Genomic DNA, 20,105 nt, shown 5'->3' on the forward strand with positions numbered 1-20,105 from the left:
ATAATAGGCAAATACGTATTGGTTTATTTTTAATCCATAGGAAAGTATAAGTATTTATAAGTTGCTATCAGCAATTTTGATATAGTGTTAGGGATTAATAGAGGATTTATGGAAAAATTAGAGAATATCTATCGTGAAGCATGTATGATGAACGCTGCCCTTATGATATAACGAAATTATTCAAATGATATGTGATGTCCGATAGCATGGCTGATAGCTTAATAGGAGTTGCTATTCCTCAGCTGTAGTTTGAGCAAATAGTTGATAATAAGCAGTACCTTGTTGAAATATTGTCAATATCGGTGAGAGATTGCTAGAAAGTTTAAAATAAGAAAATTCAGGCATACTCATGTATTATGATAATGCATTAAAAAGAATGGGAAACTAGTTATTTATGAGGAGGAACCAATATGGCGAATAAACTGAACAGGATAATTCTCAAAGGGTATAAGTCCATAAGAGATATTGATATTGAATTTAGGCCTTTAAATGTTCTTATTGGCGCTAATGGAGCAGGCAAATCTAATTTTGTATCTTTCATTAGATTGCTTAACTTTATGACCGGTAATAATCTTCAACTTTTTGTTGGCAAAAATGGTGGGGCTGATAAATTGCTGTTTTGCGGTTCCAAGAGCACTAAGGAGATTGAGACAGAACTTTATTTTGAGACTGATGCGGGTAATAATATATATTTTATGCGTATAGTTCATGTAGCTGGAGATACTTTTATATTTGCCGATGAACAGGTGGCTTTTTCAAATAAATCACGAGATACTCAATCACCATTAAGAACTCTTGGTGGGGGACATAAAGAATCGTTGCTTGTAAACTACAGTTCAATAACAAATGAAAAACTCTGCAAAACAGCTAAAGTAATAGGAAATATAATAAATCAATGGAGATTCTATCAGTTTCATGATACCTCCGATGAAGCGGCAATAAAACAAAAAGTATATATAGAAGACAATCAGTATCTGCGGGACAATGCGGGCAATCTTGCACCATTTTTATATGCAATGAAAAGAGTTGAACCTTTGTATTATCAAAGAATTATAAACACAATCAGATTAGTCGCTCCATTCTTTGATGACTTTATATTAGAGCCTGATGTATATAATGAGAAGCAAATTCTTTTGAGGTGGAAAGATCGTGATTCTGGAATGATATTTGATGTAAATCAACTATCCGACGGGACTCTCCGTATGATAGCTCTTATCACATTGCTGCAGCAGCCCAAGCTGCCTTCTTTGATATGTATTGATGAGCCAGAGCTGGGTCTTCACCCATTTGCAATAAATATTTTATCTGATTTGCTCAAAGGAGCATCTGACAAGTCTCAGATAATAGTTTCAACACAATCGGTAACCCTTGTAAATACATTAGAACCTGAGGATTTAATTGTAGTTGATAAAAAAGGCGGTGAATCAATATTTACACGAGTAGACAGAAGTAGCCTTGAAACGTGGATGGAGGAATATACATTGGGTGATATCTGGGAAAAGAATATTATCGGAGGGAGGCCTTCAAAATGATTAGAGTTAATATTGTTGTTGAAGGTCAAACTGAAGAAGTATTTGTTGGACAAACTCTGGTGCCTTATTTTGCCAATAAAGGTATTATAGTAAATGCACGAAGGGTTAAAACCGGAAGCAAAAGAGGGGAAATATTCAAAGGTGGAGGAGATAATTACGAGAAAATTCGTAATGATATTATTCGATGGACTAAAGAAGATAAGGATGCGTGGATTACGACTATGTTTGATCTATATGGTATACCTAAGAATTTTCCAGGAATAGGTGAAGTATCTACTCAACCTGATCCCTATGTAAAGATAGCAAACTTGGAACGAGCATTTGAGGACGATATAGCTTATCACAAATTTATACCATATATTCAACTACATGAATTTGAATCAGTTTTGTTATCAGAGCCAATGAAAATGATGGAATATTTCATTGAAGATAGAGAAGCATGTGAAAGACTGGATAATTTGGTTTCAGGATTTGATTCACCTGAACATATAAATCAGAGTGCATACAATGCTCCTTCAAAGAGAATTATTAGAGAGATACCAGCTTATGAAAAATTAAAATCTACTGCAGGTCCTTTAATTGCAGATGCTATAGGTATAGATGTAATTATGAGAAAATGCAGGCATTTTTCTGATTGGATCAATAAAATATGTGGGATTAGAGATATAGAATAAATGGAATATTAGAAATGTTTAATACTGATGATTGGATTACAGATAGAGATAATTGCAAGACGGTGAGAATATTGGGAATTGATGATTTAGGGGGATATATAATTTGACCTTGTTGAGCAAAAATTCCATCACTTTATCAGATTTACGCTCTTTGGAGCGGTGTAGCCATTGGAGAAAAGAATTAGATACTTTACGAGTATGCTAAAATACTCAGAGTTGAAAAGAAAATTCGTTTCTATATGGAGGTACTGATATGAAAAATGCAATGCAGCTAAAAGCCATCATAAAAATTATTTCAAAATATAAAAATATCTCTGCTCAGCTCATTAGGTAAATAAATTGCCATATAAGGAATCAAGCACTGGCTGTTGGGTAAATGGTAATAAAAGAGATAAAATACTAATGCGACTTAATACAAAATTTTGAAGTCCTAAAATATCACATATTCAATGATATTATAAAAATATAAGTATTAAAACAGTGGTTTTGGAGGTGTATTATGAAAACTGTATTTGAGCTTTGCAAACCAAGAGCAAGTGTATTTATTGATACAACAAGAGATGATGTGCTGAATCTCAGTGATCTTATTGAGAATAGAATAGATATTGATAAGTTTTTTAATGAAAACTTCAAGACAAAAGGAATGGAATTGCTGTTACATACTGCATTTAAGAGATTCAAAAGCGAATTCGATACAGGAGTGATAAAGCTTACCCAAGCCATGGGCGGTGGGAAAACGCATAATATGCTTGCTCTTGCTTTGCTTGCTAATAATAGAGAATGGCGCAGCAAAATATTGGGTAGAGAATACGATGATATTGGCAATATCAGAGTTGTTGCTTTCTCCGGTAGAGAGAGTGACGCAGATTACGGTATATGGGGAAGTGTTGCAGAGCAGCTCGGGAAAAAAGAGGTTTTCAAAGATTTATATACACCTCTCAAAGCGCCGGGTGAAAGTGCATGGATAAAACTCCTTCAGGGAGAGAATACATTGATATTATTTGACGAATTACCACCATACCTTGAAAATGCTAAGTCTATTACTGTGGGTAATTCGGATTTGTGCAAAGTTACAATTACGGCATTATCAAATTTATTTTCCGCACTGGGTAAAGAGCAGCTTTCTAATGTCTGTTTGGTATTTTCGGATTTAAAGGCTACCTATGAGTCGGGAAGTGAGCTTTTACAGTCCAGCTTCAAAGATTTGGAGAATGAAGCAAACCGTTCAGCCATAAACATAGAGCCTGTAGCTCTTAATTCAGATGAAATATATGATATCTTGAAGAAGAGATTATTTGAAAGCTATCCTTTTGGCAACTCAAATGATGTATTACAAGTAGCCATAGCATATAAAGATGCATTGACAAGGGCTAATAAAACAGGGCTTACAAATTATACAGGTGAGAAGGCTTTCTTAGGAATAAAGGATTCATACCCATTTCATCCATCTATAAAGGATTTATATGCAAGATTTAAAGAAAATCCAAATTTCCAGCAAACCAGAGGACTTATCAAATTGATGCGCCAAATTGTAAGGCAATTTTATGAAAGTAGAAATGCAGAGTCAAAGTATTTGATACGTGTATTTGATATAAATCTTAATGATAGGAATATGTTGTCTCAAATAAAGCAAATTAAGGCATCACTTGAATCTGCCATTAGTCATGACATTGCAGAAGGCGGGAAATCCGTATCAGAAGCCATAGATGCCGAAGATGGGACAGGAAAGAGCACCTATGCCCAGGATGTATCCAAATTGTTATTGATTTCATCCCTCAGTGAAGCAACCCATGGCTTAATGGGACTTACAGAATCAGAAATTTTAGGATACTTATGCGAGCCTAATGTTGAACTGAACAATTATAAAAAAGCTTTAGAAGATATCAAGGCTCAGAGCTGGTACCTAAAGATGGATAACAGGGGCAGATTATATTTTCAAAATACAAAAAATATGGTTGCTGAGATGAATACCCTTGTAGAATCCTACAGCAATGAGAATGCAAAAAAAGAGTTAAAAAAATTCCTTGAGGAAAACTTCAAACCATCGGACAAGAATTGCTACGAACAGCTTTATGTATTGCCTGCCATTGATGAAATAGAGCCTGACATGAATAAGGTATCCTTGGTAATTTTTGAACCTTATCCGGGGAATAAGCTTCATCCTGACTTGAAGTCCTTTTATGACAGTACACCCTATAAGAATAGGGTCATGTTTCTGTCAGGTCAGCGCAATGTAATGGAAAAGCTGTATCAAAACAGTAAGCGTTTGACAGCCATAAGGCAGATTATAGCCAATATGGAGGCGGAGCATGTATCTGCAACAGACCAGCAGTATAAGGAAGCAGATATTCAGAAGGATAAAGTGACTCAAGCACTGCTCCAAAGTATAAGGGAAACTTTTATTACATTATATTTCCCCACAAAAAACGGGATAGTGTCTGAGGATTTCAAGCTGGAATTCAAGGAGAATTCCTTTAAGGGTGAAGAGCAAATAGTTAAGGTATTGCAAAGTCAGATGAAGTTTGAGGATTATAGGTCTGATGATAATTTTTTGGAACAGATGAGAAATAAATGTGAGGATAGATTGTTCACCCAAAAAGAAATGACTTTCAATCAAATAAAGGAGAGGGCTGCAACCCAAACCATTTGGCAGTGGTATCATCCGGATCAGTTGGAGACTCTGAAAAAAGACTGCCTCAAGAAGGATAAATGGAGGGAGATCGGAGGATATTTGGTCAAAGGCCCTTTTGCCAAAGAACCCACTTCCGTAATTGTGGAGCAGACAGCCTATGATCATAAAACAGGCGAATTTACTCTAAAAATCCGTGGGGTGAGAGGTGACAAGGTTTATTATGATATTGGAGCGGAACCTACATCGGCATCAGCTGAAGCCCCTTCCATATTTGTAACAAAGGAGCCTTTGATAAGTTTCATCTGCATAGATACCGGTAATGAGCATCCTACGGGAGATGTAAAGCAATTTATGTGCTCCGTGCCATTGAAATATGAGCAAAGAACAAGCGTAAACGGTAATGTTCTGGAGCTTCAAACCCATAAGAATTTTGAAATAAAATATACTACAGATGGCAGTAATCCCAAAGAAAACGGCGGTGTTTATCTTGGCGAAATCCTTCTGCCTAAAAACTGCAAATATGTACGAACAGCTGTGATGTACAAAGATAAAATTGTAGAGGAAAAAGATATAGCTGTTTCAGAATTAAAATCAGAATATAAGCTTAATATAAAAGATGAATTTCCCCTTGAATTTGAACGAAACGGTCTTAAAAGATGTCATGATACAGAAGAAACATACAATGAATTTGAGAAGTTAAAAAAGATTGAAGGTATCTTTATCAGACATTTTACAGTGGTAATATCAGAAAAAGACAACAATGAAAACTATATGGAACTTTCCGCATCGAAGGTTCCTTATGATGCTGACAATCTACAAGCTACTATTGATCTGATCAGAGAAACCGCTTTCAGCGGAAAAGATGTTACTGTAGAATTTGATTATAAAACTATTTTGTTTACCTCAGGACTACAATTTAAAAATTGGGTAGAGATGAATAAATGTGATATATCCATAATCCAAAAAGAAGGAAAGATAAAACAATGAGCGACAAAGATGTAACCTATGGCTTCGGGGTAAACCCTAAGTTGAGCACAAATCATTTTTATGTTATAGTTTCGCCCACCAATAATGAGAAAGTTCAGGTCTATGAACGTTTTGGCTGGACGGATGGTGAAGAGCAAAAGCTTGAAAAGGCTGATATACTGAGAATTGAGCTATCAAAACACAAATGGTCAAAAATAAGTGCTGATTTAGCTACAGAATTTAATGCCAGGCTAAAAAAAGAGAAGATTAAGACCGGCAGATTCGTAATAGGAGGGACACCGGTAGAGAAGCTCTTTGGCAAGGAGATGATGGTATTGCTTTGGGCTATAGAGGACAGTGACCCTTCCGTAATACCAACAGCAATAAGGAATTGGAAGGGGCTTATGCCGGAGGAGCGCTGGTGGCTCTATACCATGACCAATGCCAGTACGGGATATATAAAGGACAAAAAAGGCTGGCGCATAGCACTAAGGTATGCCCTTTGCGAAAATCCTATTGAGGAAAACCCTCAGATAAGCCTCTTTGATATTTACACTGAAGAGTAAAGGAGCAAAGTCATGATTTCATTTATAGAAAAACAGTTTCCCGTTTCAAAAGTGAGCAAAGAAAGCTATAAAGAAAGAAAAGCAAATAACGGCCAGACTCTTACAGGTCTTGGCAAGTGGTGGGGAAGAAAACCTTTGGTATTAGTAAGGGCTGCTATATTAGGCTGCCTTATGCCGGCAAGCGGCAATCCAAAGAAGGATATGGACATATTTCTAAAGGTTATGAGCATGGACAATAGAGGATTGGAGCTTAGAAAAGATAAATCCTTCACAGTGGCCGAAATGTATGAAATAGCTGTAAAGAGTAAAAAACTGCGAGCACATATAGATGCGTGGTTTGACATCACCGACGATAAGATTAAGCTAAACAACAGGGTGAAGAAAAAAGACATAGAGCTCATAATTTTTAATACCATGGGATATGATGAGAAATTGGTAAAGTGCATCCGCCCTGAGCAATTAAAAAACTTGGATGAACAGGCTTGGAATGAGATAAATCATCATTTGGGGACCTCTGCCAAGAATCTTCAGGATTTAGTAGAGCAATTGTCAATAAAAAGATTTGGAAGGAATGTAGTAGTTGGAGATTGCTTCTGCGGCGGAGGAAGCATACCCTTTGAAGCAGCACGTATGGGTTGTGATACTTATGCCAGCGACCTAAACCCTGTGGCAGGACTTCTTACTTGGGCGGCTATAAACATCTGTGGAGCAAGTAAGGAAGAATTGGAAGAAATCAAAAAATTTCAGAAGGATGTCTTTGATAGGGTAGATAAAGAAATAACAAAGCTTGGTATAGAGCATAATGAACATGGTGACAGAGCAGTTTCTTATCTCTACTGTGTAGAAGCCCATTGTCCCGAATGCGGCAAAAAAGTACCTCTATCCCCCAGCTGGATTATAGGTAAGGGTACCAAAACTATTGCCAAGCTTATAGATAATAGAGAAGGATACGATATCATAGTAAAAATGGGTGCCAATTCTGCTGAAATGAAAGAAGCGGAAAAGACCGGCACTATAAAAAACAGCGAATTGGTATGTCCCACTTGCGGAAAGACAACTCCTATCTCATCCCTTAGAAGAGATAGAAGAGATGAAAGTGGAAATACCGTATATGGCTTGAGAAGATGGGAGAAAACAGAATCTGATTTTCGAGAAGACGATATCTTCAGCGAAAGGCTTTATGCTATTAAATATGAAAGACAAGATGGGCAAAGATATTACAGGCATCCCAATGAAAGAGATTTGAAGAATGAAAAAAAGGTAAACCAGATTGTAGCCGAGAATATAATTGCCTGGCAGGAGCAAGGCTTGGTACCAAGCATGGAAATTGAGAGTGGGATGAAAACAGATGAATTAATTAGAAATCGTGGTTGGTCACACTGGAATCACCTGTTCAATCCGAGACAGTTATTAACTATCAGTCGGTTTGTTGAGTTTTCAAAGGAATGTGCGATATCTAGAAAACAAAAAACAGTAGCAATATTGGGAATTAATAAATTGGTGAATTGGAATTCAAGATTGTGTCGTTGGATTAGCGATGGTGCAAATGAAAAAGGTGCAGAAACATACTACAATCAAGCGCTAAATACATTATTTAATGGACTTTCAAGGGGTATGTTATCATTGAATACATGTTGGTTTTATAATATTAATGATTATGAAATTAATAACAATGCGGATATAAAGTTAATAGATGCAAGAGTTGTAAATGGCACTTGTCACTTTTGGATTACCGACCCTCCATACGCTGATGCAGTAAATTATCACGAGTTATCAGAATTCTTCCTTGCCTGGGATAAGAAGCTTTTGCAAGAGACTTTCCCGGAATGGTATACCGACAGCAAGAGGATTCTTGCCGTAAAAGGGGACGAGCATTTCTCCCAGAGCATGATAGAGATATATACTAATCTGGCAGAGCATATGTATGACGATGGTATGCAGGTAGTGATGTTCACTCATTCGGATCCCAGTGTATGGGCACAGCTTGCATTGATTATGTGGAAATCAGGGCTTAAAGTTACCGCCGCTTGGAATATAGCTACTGAAACGGAAAGCGGAGGATTGAAAGACGGCAATTATGTGAAGGGCACTGTTTTGCTTGTTCTGAGAAAACAAACAGGAGACGCCACAGCCTATTTGGATGAAATAAATGTGGACATAAAATCCGAGGTCAGGGCACAGATACAATCTATGCAGGATTTAGAGGACATGGAAGAACCAAACTTCTCAGATCCAGATTACGTCTTGGCAGCTTATGCAGCCTCTTTGAAGGTTCTCACAGCATACAAAAAAATTGGGGAGCTTGATTTGGATTATGAGCTGGATTTGGCTATTAAGGATCCTGATAATTCCCAAGTTGTGCAGATAATAGAGAATGCAAAAAAGATAGCATATGACTGTATCATACCCGCAGGCTTTGACAGCATATTATGGAAGGATCTTTTGCCGGCAGAGCGCTTTTATATTAAAGGATTAGAAGCAGAGAAGCATAACAACTATCAAATATCAACCTATCAAGAGTATGCAAGGGGCTTCTCTATTGGCTCCTATAAGCAGCTTATGGCAAATGAGAAAGCTAATACCGCAAGGCTTAAAACACCAACCGAATTTTCCATGAGAACAGTGGGCGAAATTGCGGACTTTGAAAAGTCCTTACTTCGCATAGTCTTAGCTGCTATCCATATCGGGATAAAAGAAGATGGTATGCCCGAGAAAGGACTATCCTATGTTAAAAATCAAGTTCCTGATTATTGGGGAAGCAGAGATATGATAAAGCAGTTGCTTCAGTTTTTGAAAGGCACCAAAGATATAGATAATATGCCTCATTGGACAGAGAGCGCTGATATGGCAGATCATTTACATATACTGGTAGATAATGATCATATATAATAGACGGAGTCAAAATAGAAAAAGGAGTGAAAATTCATAGGGCATAATTCATATTGCACTATGAATTGTGCATTGCTATGATAAAGAGATATTCTTCCAGACGGAGCAAGCTCAGTCAAGCCTTTTTAAATGAAAAGCTCAAGAATGCTTTAAGCTATGACAGGATAGCAGGCTATTTTTGTTCATCAATACTTGAGGTTGCCGGTGAAAGCATAGAAAATATTGATGATAAAGTAAGAATAATATGCAATTCGGGGCTGAACGTTGAAGACGTTAAAGCTGCTTCCTATGCCAATATTAAAATGAAGCAGGAATGGTGCGAATATTTGCCTGAAGAAAAATATGCAGATGAGAATTCATCTTCTAGGCTCAAGAAGCTATACCAACTATTATCTGCAAAAAAGCTGGAGATAAAGGTTATACCAGATGAAATTTATGGCTTGATGCATGGAAAAGCAGGGATTATAACCTATAAGGATGGCAGCAAAACCTCTTTTATAGGCAGCATTAATGAAACAAAAAGGGCCTACACTGTAAACTACGAGATGCTGTGGGAAGATGACAGTCAGGAAGCGGTGGACTGGGTTCAGGAAGAGTTTGATTTCTTCTGGAATAGCCCTTATGCGGTAAATCTCTGCGATTTCATTATATCCGATATCGATAGAATATCCAGGCGAGTTGTTATACCCCTTAAAGACTGGCGTGAAGATAGTGGCGAAGTTGTACCTGCAGTAGCTGTGGAGGAGCCTGTTTATCGCAGAGATTTTGGCCTATGGGAGCATCAGAAATACTTTGTTGAGCTTGCTTTCCGTGAGCATAAAAAGAAAGGTGGAGCCAGGTTTTTGCTAGCAGATGCGGTAGGATTGGGTAAAACCATCCAACTTGCTATGTCTGCAAAGCTCATGGCTTTGTACGGGGACAAGCCAATTTTGGTCATTGTGCCTAAAACTCTTACCTGTCAGTGGCAGGATGAGCTCAAGACCTTGTTGGATATGCCCAGCGCAGTGTGGACTGGAAAAAGTTGGGCTGATGAGAATGGATTTGAATACCCTGCAGATGGTACAAGAAGCATTTTGAAATGTCCAAGAAGGGTAGGTATCGTATCCCAAGGGCTTATTGTTAGAAAGTCAGAGGCGGCAGAGTTATTAAAGCAAATCAGATATGAATGTATCATACTTGATGAAGCCCATAGGGCAAGGCGGGAGCATCCTCAGAAAGATCCAGATATGTATAAGGCACAGCCCAATAATCTTCTGGCCTTCCTAAACGAGATAACTTTTCAGACCAAAAGCCTGCTCCTAGCTACTGCCACTCCTGTACAGATGTATCCCATTGAAGCTTTTGATTTGATCAATACTCTGGCACTTCCCAATGAAGCTGATAAGGTGCTGGGAGATAAGTATAGCATTTGGAGAAAAAGACCTCAGACAGCTCTCGACTATATTTCGGGAAATGTAGATATCCCATCGACGGAATCAGAAATGTGGGAAATAGTAAGAAATCCATTTCCTCAAAAAAGTGAAAATAACCGAAGAATTGAAATTATCCGCAATCAATTGGATATAAGTGATGATACAGCTGTATTGCCACAAAGTATGTACGGGGAATTGCGGCTATCTCAAAAACAGAAGATTAAAGAATTATATTTTGATGATAATTTTATTAAAAATCATAACCCATATATTCGTTTTATCATTCGAAGAACAAGAAAGTTTTTGGAAGAAACTATCAATCCAGAAACCGGCGAGTATTATCTTGAAAAGATAGATGTGGAGCTATTTGGTGAAAATGATGAAGAAGCATTGGAGCTTATGGGTTATTTATTTCAGGCATATACCATTGCGGAAGAGTTTTGTAGTTTGCTTTCCTCTAGAGTAAAAGGCGGAGGATTTATGTCTACATTGATGCTTAAAAGAATTGGAAGCACCATGCTTGCTGGAGAAAATACCGCAAAGAAAATGCTATCATGGACTGCAGAAGGCAAAGAAAGGTTGAAGGATTTATATAATGATATATTTGATGAGGATGACGAAGACAACGAAGAAGAACGAAGCGAGATAAAAGAACTTACCAAAGAGGAAATTGAATGCTTGGAAAAGCTTATAAAGGTTCTCAAATATAATAAGGATACGGACCCTAAATATGAAAGGGTATTAAGTATCCTTCAAAACGGAGTTAGAGATGAAGGACCATGGAAAGATAAAGGTTGTATAATTTTCTCTCAGTATTATGACAGTGTAAAGTATGTTGCTAATATGCTATCTAGTGAGATTAAGGACATGAAGATAGGTTTGTATGCAGGTGGAGATAAATCCGGAATATTTGAAAAAGGAAGATTTATAAAAGAAACTAAGGAAAATATAAAAAAGGCTGTAAAAAATCATGAAATAAAAATTTTGGTAGGGACGGATGCTGCTTCAGAAGGATTGAACCTTCAGACCCTATCTACACTTATAAATCTTGACCTGCCATGGAACCCCACTAGATTGGAACAAAGAAAAGGGCGTATTCAACGTATAGGCCAAATTAGCAGCAAAATATTGATATATAACATGCGATACAAAGATTCCGTTGAAGACAAAGTTCATAAAAAGCTGTCAGACAGGCTAAGAAGTATTCATGATATGTTCGGACAGATTCCCGAGGTTTTAGAAGATGTTTGGATTGCTATGGCACTTAATGATGAAAAGAGAGCTGAGGAAGCAATAAATAAGGTGCCTAAAAAGAATCCTTTTGAAATAAAATATGAAGAGAATATTCCCAAAACAGAAGATTGGCAGGCTTGCACTTTTGTGTTGGACAAGAGTGAAAAGCTGAAGGAATTGCTAAAGGGTTGGTGGAACATTTAGTTATAAGAATTTTTATAAAATGCTCATGAGAGGGGATTTTTGAAGGTAAAGTGTTTGTGTAAAAGTAAAAGAGTAACTTTGGAAGTGACTCTTCAGAAAAAACTTGAGATAAATCAAAAACATTGCACATATAAAGTGCCTGAAATCTATATTAAGGGCATAAAGATGCAGTGCTTGATATGGGAATCTTTGTTATTCTGCAAACCTGGATGGTATCCCAAGTCTTGAAATAGCTAAAAATCTGCATAAATCATATGCTTATGTTTGCAAATGGGTCCACACATATAATGAACAATGCCTAAGTAGCTTAGTAGATATCCGTAGCGGTAACTATTTTGAGAGAACAATAAAGGATTCAATAAACTATGTAAATACAATATTACATTACTTCAATGAAGTAGACAGCAAGAATCTCTAAATGTTGGGCTATCTAGCTCAACATTCGGCGATTGCTCGAACTGATATTTTATATATAAAAGGTATCCAATCTATTCAATTCTGCATTTATGCGATTTCCTATGTGTGCTGATTATTTTATTGTTAGAGGGGAATAATAAGTGCCTATTACCACACGGATATATGCAAATGTTTTGCATATATTTGTAAATAATGATATAATGTGTTTAAATTTTAGCAAATAATTAAGGTGTAGGATAAGATGAAGAATGATAATACAATAAAAATCTATCAAGATCTGAAGAAGCAAATTATTTCCGGCAAGCTGAAGAAGGGTGATCGACTTGTCGAAACCAGCACAGCGAAGGAATATAATGCAAGCCGATTGCATGTGAAAGAGGCCTTTCAAATGCTTGAGAGAGAACATTTGGCTCAGCATATTAGAAATTGCGGTTTTGTTGTTGTGGGAGTATCTACAGAAGTGCTGACAGAGATTGCATTAATTCGCCAAGCGTTGGAGCAAGTAATCATTAACAAAGTAATAGAAGTTGCCACATCGGAAAACATTGAGCATATGAAAAAAATTGTAAGCAGAATGAAAGTTTTTGCTGAGAATGGAATGCTTGAGGATTCATTTTCGGAGCTTAATAGGCTATATAAGTACTTTTATGATATCAGCGGGTATGAGCATATCGTAAATATTTTAAATATGTATAATGACTATATTGATGTAATCATACAAATGTCTGCTACAAAGATAGAAGATCATATTGAAGGCTACAGTATCATGGGGGATTTAGTCAAGGCCATTGAAAATAAAGATGTTGACTGGGCAATGAAAGAAGTTGTACTGCGGCACAAAAATCTGCCATTTTAAACTGATTTTTTAAGATAACCATGCAAATGGTTATTTTTTTTATTTTTTGATTTAGCAGAAAATTTAAAATTGCCTGTTGACTTATGATTAAAAATATAGTATTGTAAGCTAAACAATAGATTGTTAGCAATTATACGATTGATAACAAAATAGGAGGGAGAAAAATGTTTGTCAAACAGGCAAAACGAATGGAAAATGCGCCTTTGTCAAGAATACGCGAGATTGCAACTTATTGTACCGAGTTGGAAAAGCAGGGGAAGCATATCATAAAATTTACTATGGGTGAACCTGACTTTGACACTCCGCAGCACATAAAAGATGCTTGCAAAAGAGCTATTGATGAAGGCAAGACCAAGTACGCACCAATTAATGGGATTGAGCCTTTGAGAGCCGTCATTTCGGAAAAACTGGAGAAAGAAAACCAAATTCATTATTCTTTGGATGAAATTATGGTTACAACCGGCGTGGCTCAAGGAATTTTCTTATCATTGATGTGCTTTCTAGATGAAGGAGATGAAGTGATTTTACCTAACCCCGGATATAACAGCTATTTGACCATACCCAATGTTGCTGGAGCTATTGTGAAAAAATATAGCCTTAAAGAAGAAAATAATTTTCAAATTGACATAAAAGAATTAGAAGGTTTGATTACGGAAAAAACTAAAATTCTTGTTTTAATTAGTCCCAATAATCCAATCGGTTCTATATTGACAGAAGAAACATTAAAAAAAGTAGCAGAGCTTGTTAAAGATAAAAATATCATTATTGTTGCGGATGAGATATATGAACAGCTTACATATGATGGAAAGCGTGCTGTAAGTTTTGCTTCTTTGCCGGGGATGAAAGACAAGACCATACTTATGAATGGTTTTTCAAAATATTTTGCTATGACGGGATGGAGACTGGGATATATTGCAGCGCCAAAACAATATATTGAGCCTATGATCAGAATGAGCTTTCTAATGACAGCAGGAGCCGCTAATTTTGTGCAATATGCAGCTGTTGAGGCTTTGCGCCAGGACAAAAGCATTTGTGAAAAGATGCGTTTAGAGTATAAGCGCAGAAGAGATTACCTCTATGAAAAATTAAATCAAATCGATAAATTATCATGTTTAAAACCGGAAGGTGCCTTTTATCTGTTTTTAAATATAAAGCAAACAGGTATGAGTTCTGAAAAATTTTCCCAATTCCTATTAGAAGAGGCTGGGGTAGCAACAATCCCGGGTTCTGTTTTCGGAGAAACAGGAGAGGGCTTTGTACGATTATCTTATGCTACTTCCTATGAAAATATTGTAGAAGCCGTAGAAAAAATTAAAGCTGCCATGAGCAAGTTAAGATAATGAGAAAATATGTTTTTCTTGGAATGGCGGGAAGCGGGAAGTCGGAGGTAGCAATTCATTTTGCCTTGAAACTTTCCCGGGATAAAGAGAATCCGGTTCATTTTTTTGACATGGACCAAACGAAATCAGTATTTCGTTCCCGTGAATTAAAACAGTTTTTGGAGAAGAATCATATCATTGTCCACTCAGGGGAGCAGCTTTTGGATGCGCCTGTGGTACCCCATGCAGTTCGTGAAATTTTAGAGGATGAAAGTAATGTCATCGTTTTTGACGTAGGGGGAAACGCGGCAGGAGCTATTACCATGGGCCAATATAGCGGTTATATCAACCAAGATGATACGGCAGTCTATTTTATGATTAATTGCTACAGGCCTTTTGTAAAAGGCGAAAATGATTTGAAAATTAGCATTGAAGAGATAAAGCTGTCGGCAGGTGTAAGCAAGCTGCAGCTTATAAGCAATCCTAATTATGGGATGTATACCAGCCTGGATGAGGTGATAAACGGCAGCAAAATCATACAAGGGCTTTCTGAAAAAGTAAATATTCCTATAGCATTTTTATGCGTGCCGGACTGGTTGTATGATGAGGTGTCCCAAAAAGCAGAAGCAAAAATTTTAAAAATAACACCATATATAAAGCTTTAATAAGGATGGAGATGAAAAAATGGCACAGTTAAAGATTAATAGTGAGTATTGCAAAGGCTGCAATTTATGCGTACTGGCCTGCAAGAAAAATGTTTTGGAAATTGGAACTGAAAGCAATAAAAAAGGATACCGTTATGTAGCGCAAGGAAAAGGAAAAGAATGCATAGGCTGCAAGGCATGCAGTGTGATGTGTCCTGAAGGTGCAATAGAAATATATAAATAGGAGATGAAAAAATGGAAAAACAATTTTTAAAGGGGAATGAAGCGGTAGCAGAGGCAGCCATAAGAGCGGGATGCAGATTTTTTGCAGGCTATCCCATTACACCGCAAAATGAAATCCCGGAGTATATGTCTAAACGCCTGCCTCAAGTAGGCGGAGCTTTTGTACAAGCAGAGAGTGAAGTTGCTGCGATAAATATGGTTTATGGTTCAGCATCCGTAGGAACTTTAGCCATGACATCTTCCTCCGGCATAGGAATCAGTTTGAAAGCTGAGGGCATTTCCAATTGTGCAGGCGCACAGCTTCCGGCAGTTATTGTAAATGTATCCAGAGGTGGCCCAGGACTTGGCGCTATACAGCCGGCACAAGCTGATTATCTCCAGGCGACTAAAGCATTGGGCCATGGAGGATTCCGGGCTTTGGTATTTGCTCCTGCCAATATTCAAGAGGCCGTTGACCTAACATATTATGCTTTTGAATGTGCAGAAAAATATCATAATCCGGTTTTGGTATTGATGGATGGCTGCATCGGCTCAATGATGGAGCCTGTGATCCTTCCAGAGCAAAAAACACCTAACAGGATTAAGTATGCAGGATGGGGTTCAAAATACCTAAATCCCGCCAGCACGGATACAATGGTTGTTACGTCTTGCTTAAATGAACCTGAGTATGAGGAAAATTTGAACATCAGATTAAAAGAGATGTATGAAGGATGGAAAAAGACAGAAGGCAAGATAGAAGAATATATGATAGAAGACGCAGAATATGTGATCGCATCTTATGGAACCAGTGCAAGGATTTGCAAAACCGCAATTCAGGAATTAAGGAGAAAAGGTATAAAAATCGGTATGATCAGGCCTATTACACTATATCCATTTTGCTATTCATCCTTTCAAAAATTAGACAGCAAGAAAGTCAAATGTATTTTTGACGTAGAAATGTCTATTCCGGCACAGATGGTGGATGACGTAAAGATAGGCGTATCAAATCAAATAGAAATAAAAGAAGTAGGACGCTCAGGCGGAGTGATCATGACCAATGAAGATGTTGTGGATGGAATATTAAAAGCTATTAACGAGGAGGGGAAGTAGGATGGAAGCAATTTATAAAAGACCGGAAACATTGATCAAGAGACCTACCGGCTATTGTCCCGGATGCCTTCACGGCGTTGCAACAAAATTGATTGCAGAAACAATTGAAGAATTAGGTTTAAGGGAAAAAGCAGTAGCAGTTCTCGCCATTGGCTGCGGTACTATGGGAATGTTCCATTTTAATATGGATGTAGTTGTTGCAGCCCATGGAAGGCCTCCGGCAGTTGCAACCGGCGTTAAAAGATCCGCACCGGATAGATTTGTATTTACATACCAGGGAGACGGTGATTTGGCTGCAATCGGTATGTCTGAAATAATGCATGCTGCCAATCGTGGTGAAAATATTTGCACTGTTTTTGTCAGCAATAGTACCTATGGTATGACCGGCGGACAGCTGGCACCAACCACTTTGGTAGGGCAGAAAGCCTCTACGGCAATCAACGGAAGAGATCCGGCCGATGTGGGCTATCCTATGCATATGTGTGAAATTTTAAATCAATTAAAAGCTCCAAAATATATTGCCAGATTTGCTTTAGATTCAGTTGCAAATATTACAAAAGCAAAAAAAGGATTAAAAAAGGCATTTCAATTGCAACTGGATAACAAAGGCTTTTCATTTATTGAACTCCTTTCAAATTGTCCCACCAATTGGGGAATGACACCTGAAAAATCATTGGAGTGGATGCGCAATAATACCATGAAGGAGTTTCCGCTTGGAGAATTCAGAGTCTGTGAGGAGGAAAAGTAAATGGAAAAGAAGATTACAATTGCAGGTTTCGGCGGGCAGGGTGTAATGGTTATAGGGCAGCTTTTGGGTTACGCATCTTGTGCAGCCGGGAAGAATGCATTATTTTTGCCTAAATACGGACCCGAGCAAAGGGGCGGTACAGCCAGCTGCACCGTAACCATCTCTGATGATGAAATAGGTGCGCCGGTATCAAAACAAGTCGATGTATTGATAGCACTCAATCAGCCTTCCTTAGATAAATTCGTGGATACCGTAAAGCCCGGAGGAATGATCTTAATCAACAGTACTTTGTGCAATTCAAATATTGATCGTAAAGATATCCGCTTGTGTGCTATTGACTCTGATAATATTGCATACAAGATTGGATCGCCTAAGGTAGCTAATATCGTCGTTATCGGCGCTTATATAAAAGTAGTGGGGATATTGACGGAAGAAGAGATGCTGGAAATGATCAAGTTTAAGCTGGGTAAGAAAGTAGAATTTTTGGAAATGAATAAGCAGGCCTTTAAGGCAGGTATGGAACAGGTGGTTGCTTTATCATGATAAAATCTTTTGAAGAAATAAAAAGCAGATTAAAGGACAGGACGGAAAAGCGTAAAGTTGCAGTGGCCTGCGCACAGGATGAGCATACCATTGAAGCAGTTATGGATGCCTATACTAATCAAATATTAATACCTGTTTTATTGGGAGAACGTGAAAAAATAATTAAGTTGCTTCAAGGATTAAACAAGAGTGCGGAAGGCATGGAAATTATGGATATAGGCGATCCGGCAGAATGTGCGCAAAAGGCTGCAGAGCTTGTAAATTCAGGCATGGTACAGGGAATCATGAAAGGCAAAATCAAAACAGGAGCGATGATGAAGGTTTTGCTCAGCAAAGAAAGCAATCTGCGCCTGGGGAAACCAATGTCTTTGCTTGCTTTTATGGAGGTCCCCACATATCACAAGATTTTTGCCATAACTGATGTAGGGCTTAACACATATCCGGATCTGGATCAAAAGCGGGCTATCTTGGAAAATGCGGTGGATACATTCAGGCGATTGGGCATAGACTGCCCCAAAGTAGCTGTAATGGCAGCGGTGGAACATGTGAATCAAAAGATGCAAGAAACGGTGGAAGCGGATATGTTAAAGCAAATGAATAGAAATGGCGAATTGCCCCATTGCATTGTAGAAGGCCCTATATCTTATGATCTGGCAGTCAGTGAAGAGGCAGCCCGCATCAAGGACTATGACAGCCCTGTTGCCGGTGATGCCGATATTATGCTGGTGCCGGATATAGTAGCAGGCAATTTGCTGGCAAAGTCCCTGTTGTACTCGGGGAATGCAAGGACAGCGGGTATTATTGTGGGGGCAAAGGCTCCTATTGTAATTACGTCCCGCTCAGCTACTGCGGATGATAAATATATGTCATTGGCATTGGCTGCACTGATTGGGAAATAAGAAAATGAGGGAGGGTAGGATATGAACGAAGAAGATAAATTAATTTTGGTAATCAACCCTGGGTCAACCTCAACCAAGATAGGTGTTTATAAGAATGAATCGGAAATATTATGTAAAGGTATAGAGCATTCCGCAGAGGAGCTTTCAAAATATAGTAAAATGCTAGAGCAGTTTGAAATGAGAAGAGACGCTGTTTTAGATTGCTTAGAAGAAAATGATATTGACAGAGGCCAATTGTCCATCATTGTAGCCCGTGGAGGGACACTTCCGCCGATAGATGCGGGAGCAGTCTATGTAAATGATGAAATGATTAAGGTAATAAAGTCAGGAGCATTAGCAGAGCATGCTTCCAATCTTGCAGCTTTGATAGGAAAGAATATTGCAGACCCCCTGGGAATACCCGTTATCATTTATGATGGAGTTTCAACCGATGAATTATCCGAGATCGCCAAGATATCAGGGATGGAAGCAATCACGAGGGATAGCCTGACCCATGCATTAAATACAAAAGCTGTAGCAAGAAAAGTGGCGGCAGAAAATCATACCAGATATGAAAATGTAAACTATATTATTGCTCATTTAGGTGGAGGAATAACTATAAGTTTACATAAAAAAGGGAAAATGATCGATATCATCTCCGATGATGAAGGGCCCTTTTCTCCGGAGAGAGCTGGCAGAGTTCCATGCAGAAGATTGATAGAGTTATGCTATTCCGGGAAATATGATTATAATACCATGAGAAAAATGCTGCGGGGCAAAGGCGGACTTGTTTCTTATTTAGGGACAAATAATGCCGTTGAGGTGGAGAAACGGATTAAAGCGGGAGACGAGGAGGCAAAATTGATATACCAAGCAATGGCATATCAAATTGCCAAAGGGATCGGAGAATTAAATGTTGTTGCTAAGGGAAAGATTGATGAAGTTATAATAACCGGTGGAATTGCTCATTCGAGGATGATGACAGATTGGATTAAAGATTATGTTTCGTTTATAGCTCCTATCACAATCGTTCCGGGAGAAAACGAGCTTGAATCCCTGGCATTAGGAGGCTTACGTGTGGTCAGAGGTGAAGAAAAAGCAAGAGAGTATAAGTAAGACCGGCAAATGAGCTTTGTTTATTTATAAGGGTTTCCTCCTGTTTTGACGGAGGAAACCTAAGTTAAAAATTATAAGAAATCTAGATATATAAACATTCTCTGCGTTTTGTAAAACGCTGACACTATATTGTATTAGGAGGGA

The 20,105-nt window shown here is 38.0% G+C and carries 15 protein-coding genes; all 15 read left to right on the forward strand.

From position 1 onward, the window contains the following. Positions 1-410: 410 nt before the first annotated feature. The 15 genes from LJD61_RS16660 to buk all read left to right on the forward strand — a co-directional run bounded on the left by LJD61_RS16660 (position 411) and on the right by buk (position 19,961). Positions 411-1,532, forward strand: a complete 1,122-nt coding sequence (locus LJD61_RS16660) for an AAA family ATPase (RefSeq protein ID WP_255228677.1) — start codon at positions 411-413, stop codon at positions 1,530-1,532. Next, the gene (locus LJD61_RS16665) at positions 1,529-2,206 is read left to right on the forward strand and encodes a DUF4276 family protein (protein WP_255228678.1); all 678 of its coding nucleotides are present in this window, start codon (positions 1,529-1,531) and stop codon (positions 2,204-2,206) included. The genes LJD61_RS16660 and LJD61_RS16665 overlap by 4 nt, the downstream gene beginning before the upstream one ends. Positions 2,207-2,705: 499 nt before the next feature. Beyond that, positions 2,706-5,825: a DUF499 domain-containing protein gene (locus tag LJD61_RS16670; RefSeq protein WP_255228679.1), complete on the forward strand. Its 3,120-nt coding sequence runs from the start codon at positions 2,706-2,708 to the stop codon at positions 5,823-5,825. After that, positions 5,822-6,370, forward strand: coding sequence for a DUF3780 domain-containing protein (locus tag LJD61_RS16675; protein WP_255228680.1), 549 nt, complete (start codon positions 5,822-5,824; stop codon positions 6,368-6,370). The genes LJD61_RS16670 and LJD61_RS16675 overlap by 4 nt, the downstream gene beginning before the upstream one ends. A 12-nt stretch (positions 6,371-6,382) precedes the next feature. Continuing rightward, positions 6,383-9,259 carry an anti-phage-associated DUF1156 domain-containing protein gene (locus tag LJD61_RS16680; RefSeq protein WP_255228681.1) on the forward strand — a complete coding sequence of 959 codons (2,877 nt, stop codon included), beginning with the start codon at positions 6,383-6,385 and terminating at the stop codon, positions 9,257-9,259. Between the two features lie 77 nt (positions 9,260-9,336). Continuing rightward, positions 9,337-12,108 carry a phospholipase D-like domain-containing anti-phage protein gene (locus tag LJD61_RS16685; RefSeq protein ID WP_255228682.1) on the forward strand — a complete coding sequence of 924 codons (2,772 nt, stop codon included), beginning with the start codon at positions 9,337-9,339 and terminating at the stop codon, positions 12,106-12,108. Positions 12,109-12,766: 658 nt separating this feature from the next. Continuing rightward, the gene (locus tag LJD61_RS16690; RefSeq protein WP_255228683.1) at positions 12,767-13,381 is read left to right on the forward strand and encodes a GntR family transcriptional regulator; all 615 of its coding nucleotides are present in this window, start codon (positions 12,767-12,769) and stop codon (positions 13,379-13,381) included. 164 nt (positions 13,382-13,545) lie between these two features. Further along, on the forward strand, positions 13,546-14,721 hold the full coding sequence (locus LJD61_RS16695; protein ID WP_255228684.1) for a pyridoxal phosphate-dependent aminotransferase: 1,176 nt from the start codon (positions 13,546-13,548) through the stop codon (positions 14,719-14,721). Further along, positions 14,721-15,365, forward strand: a complete 645-nt coding sequence (locus LJD61_RS16700) for a nucleoside/nucleotide kinase family protein (protein WP_255228685.1) — start codon at positions 14,721-14,723, stop codon at positions 15,363-15,365. The genes LJD61_RS16695 and LJD61_RS16700 overlap by 1 nt, the downstream gene beginning before the upstream one ends. Before the next feature lie 19 nt (positions 15,366-15,384). Further along, complete coding sequence (locus tag LJD61_RS16705) at positions 15,385-15,588, forward strand: 4Fe-4S dicluster domain-containing protein (RefSeq protein WP_255228686.1); 204 nt, start codon at positions 15,385-15,387, stop codon at positions 15,586-15,588. Between the two features lie 11 nt (positions 15,589-15,599). Next, positions 15,600-16,676 carry a 3-methyl-2-oxobutanoate dehydrogenase subunit VorB gene (vorB, locus tag LJD61_RS16710; RefSeq protein ID WP_255228687.1) on the forward strand — a complete coding sequence of 359 codons (1,077 nt, stop codon included), beginning with the start codon at positions 15,600-15,602 and terminating at the stop codon, positions 16,674-16,676. Position 16,677: 1 nt separating this feature from the next. Next, positions 16,678-17,424 (forward strand): thiamine pyrophosphate-dependent enzyme, encoded by a 747-nt coding sequence (locus LJD61_RS16715; RefSeq protein WP_255228688.1) that lies wholly within the window; start codon positions 16,678-16,680, stop codon positions 17,422-17,424. Continuing rightward, the gene (locus LJD61_RS16720; RefSeq protein WP_255228690.1) at positions 17,425-17,967 is read left to right on the forward strand and encodes a 2-oxoacid:acceptor oxidoreductase family protein; all 543 of its coding nucleotides are present in this window, start codon (positions 17,425-17,427) and stop codon (positions 17,965-17,967) included. It abuts the gene before it with no gap. After that, the gene (locus LJD61_RS16725) at positions 17,964-18,866 is read left to right on the forward strand and encodes a bifunctional enoyl-CoA hydratase/phosphate acetyltransferase (protein ID WP_255228691.1); all 903 of its coding nucleotides are present in this window, start codon (positions 17,964-17,966) and stop codon (positions 18,864-18,866) included. The genes LJD61_RS16720 and LJD61_RS16725 overlap by 4 nt, the downstream gene beginning before the upstream one ends. Positions 18,867-18,887: 21 nt before the next feature. After that, positions 18,888-19,961 carry a butyrate kinase gene (buk, locus tag LJD61_RS16730; RefSeq protein ID WP_255228692.1) on the forward strand — a complete coding sequence of 358 codons (1,074 nt, stop codon included), beginning with the start codon at positions 18,888-18,890 and terminating at the stop codon, positions 19,959-19,961. The last annotated feature ends 144 nt before the right edge of the window (positions 19,962-20,105 follow it).

This window comes from Lutispora saccharofermentans, assembly GCF_024363565.1.
In the GTDB taxonomy this organism is placed as follows: domain Bacteria; phylum Bacillota; class Clostridia; order Lutisporales; family Lutisporaceae; genus Lutispora; species Lutispora saccharofermentans.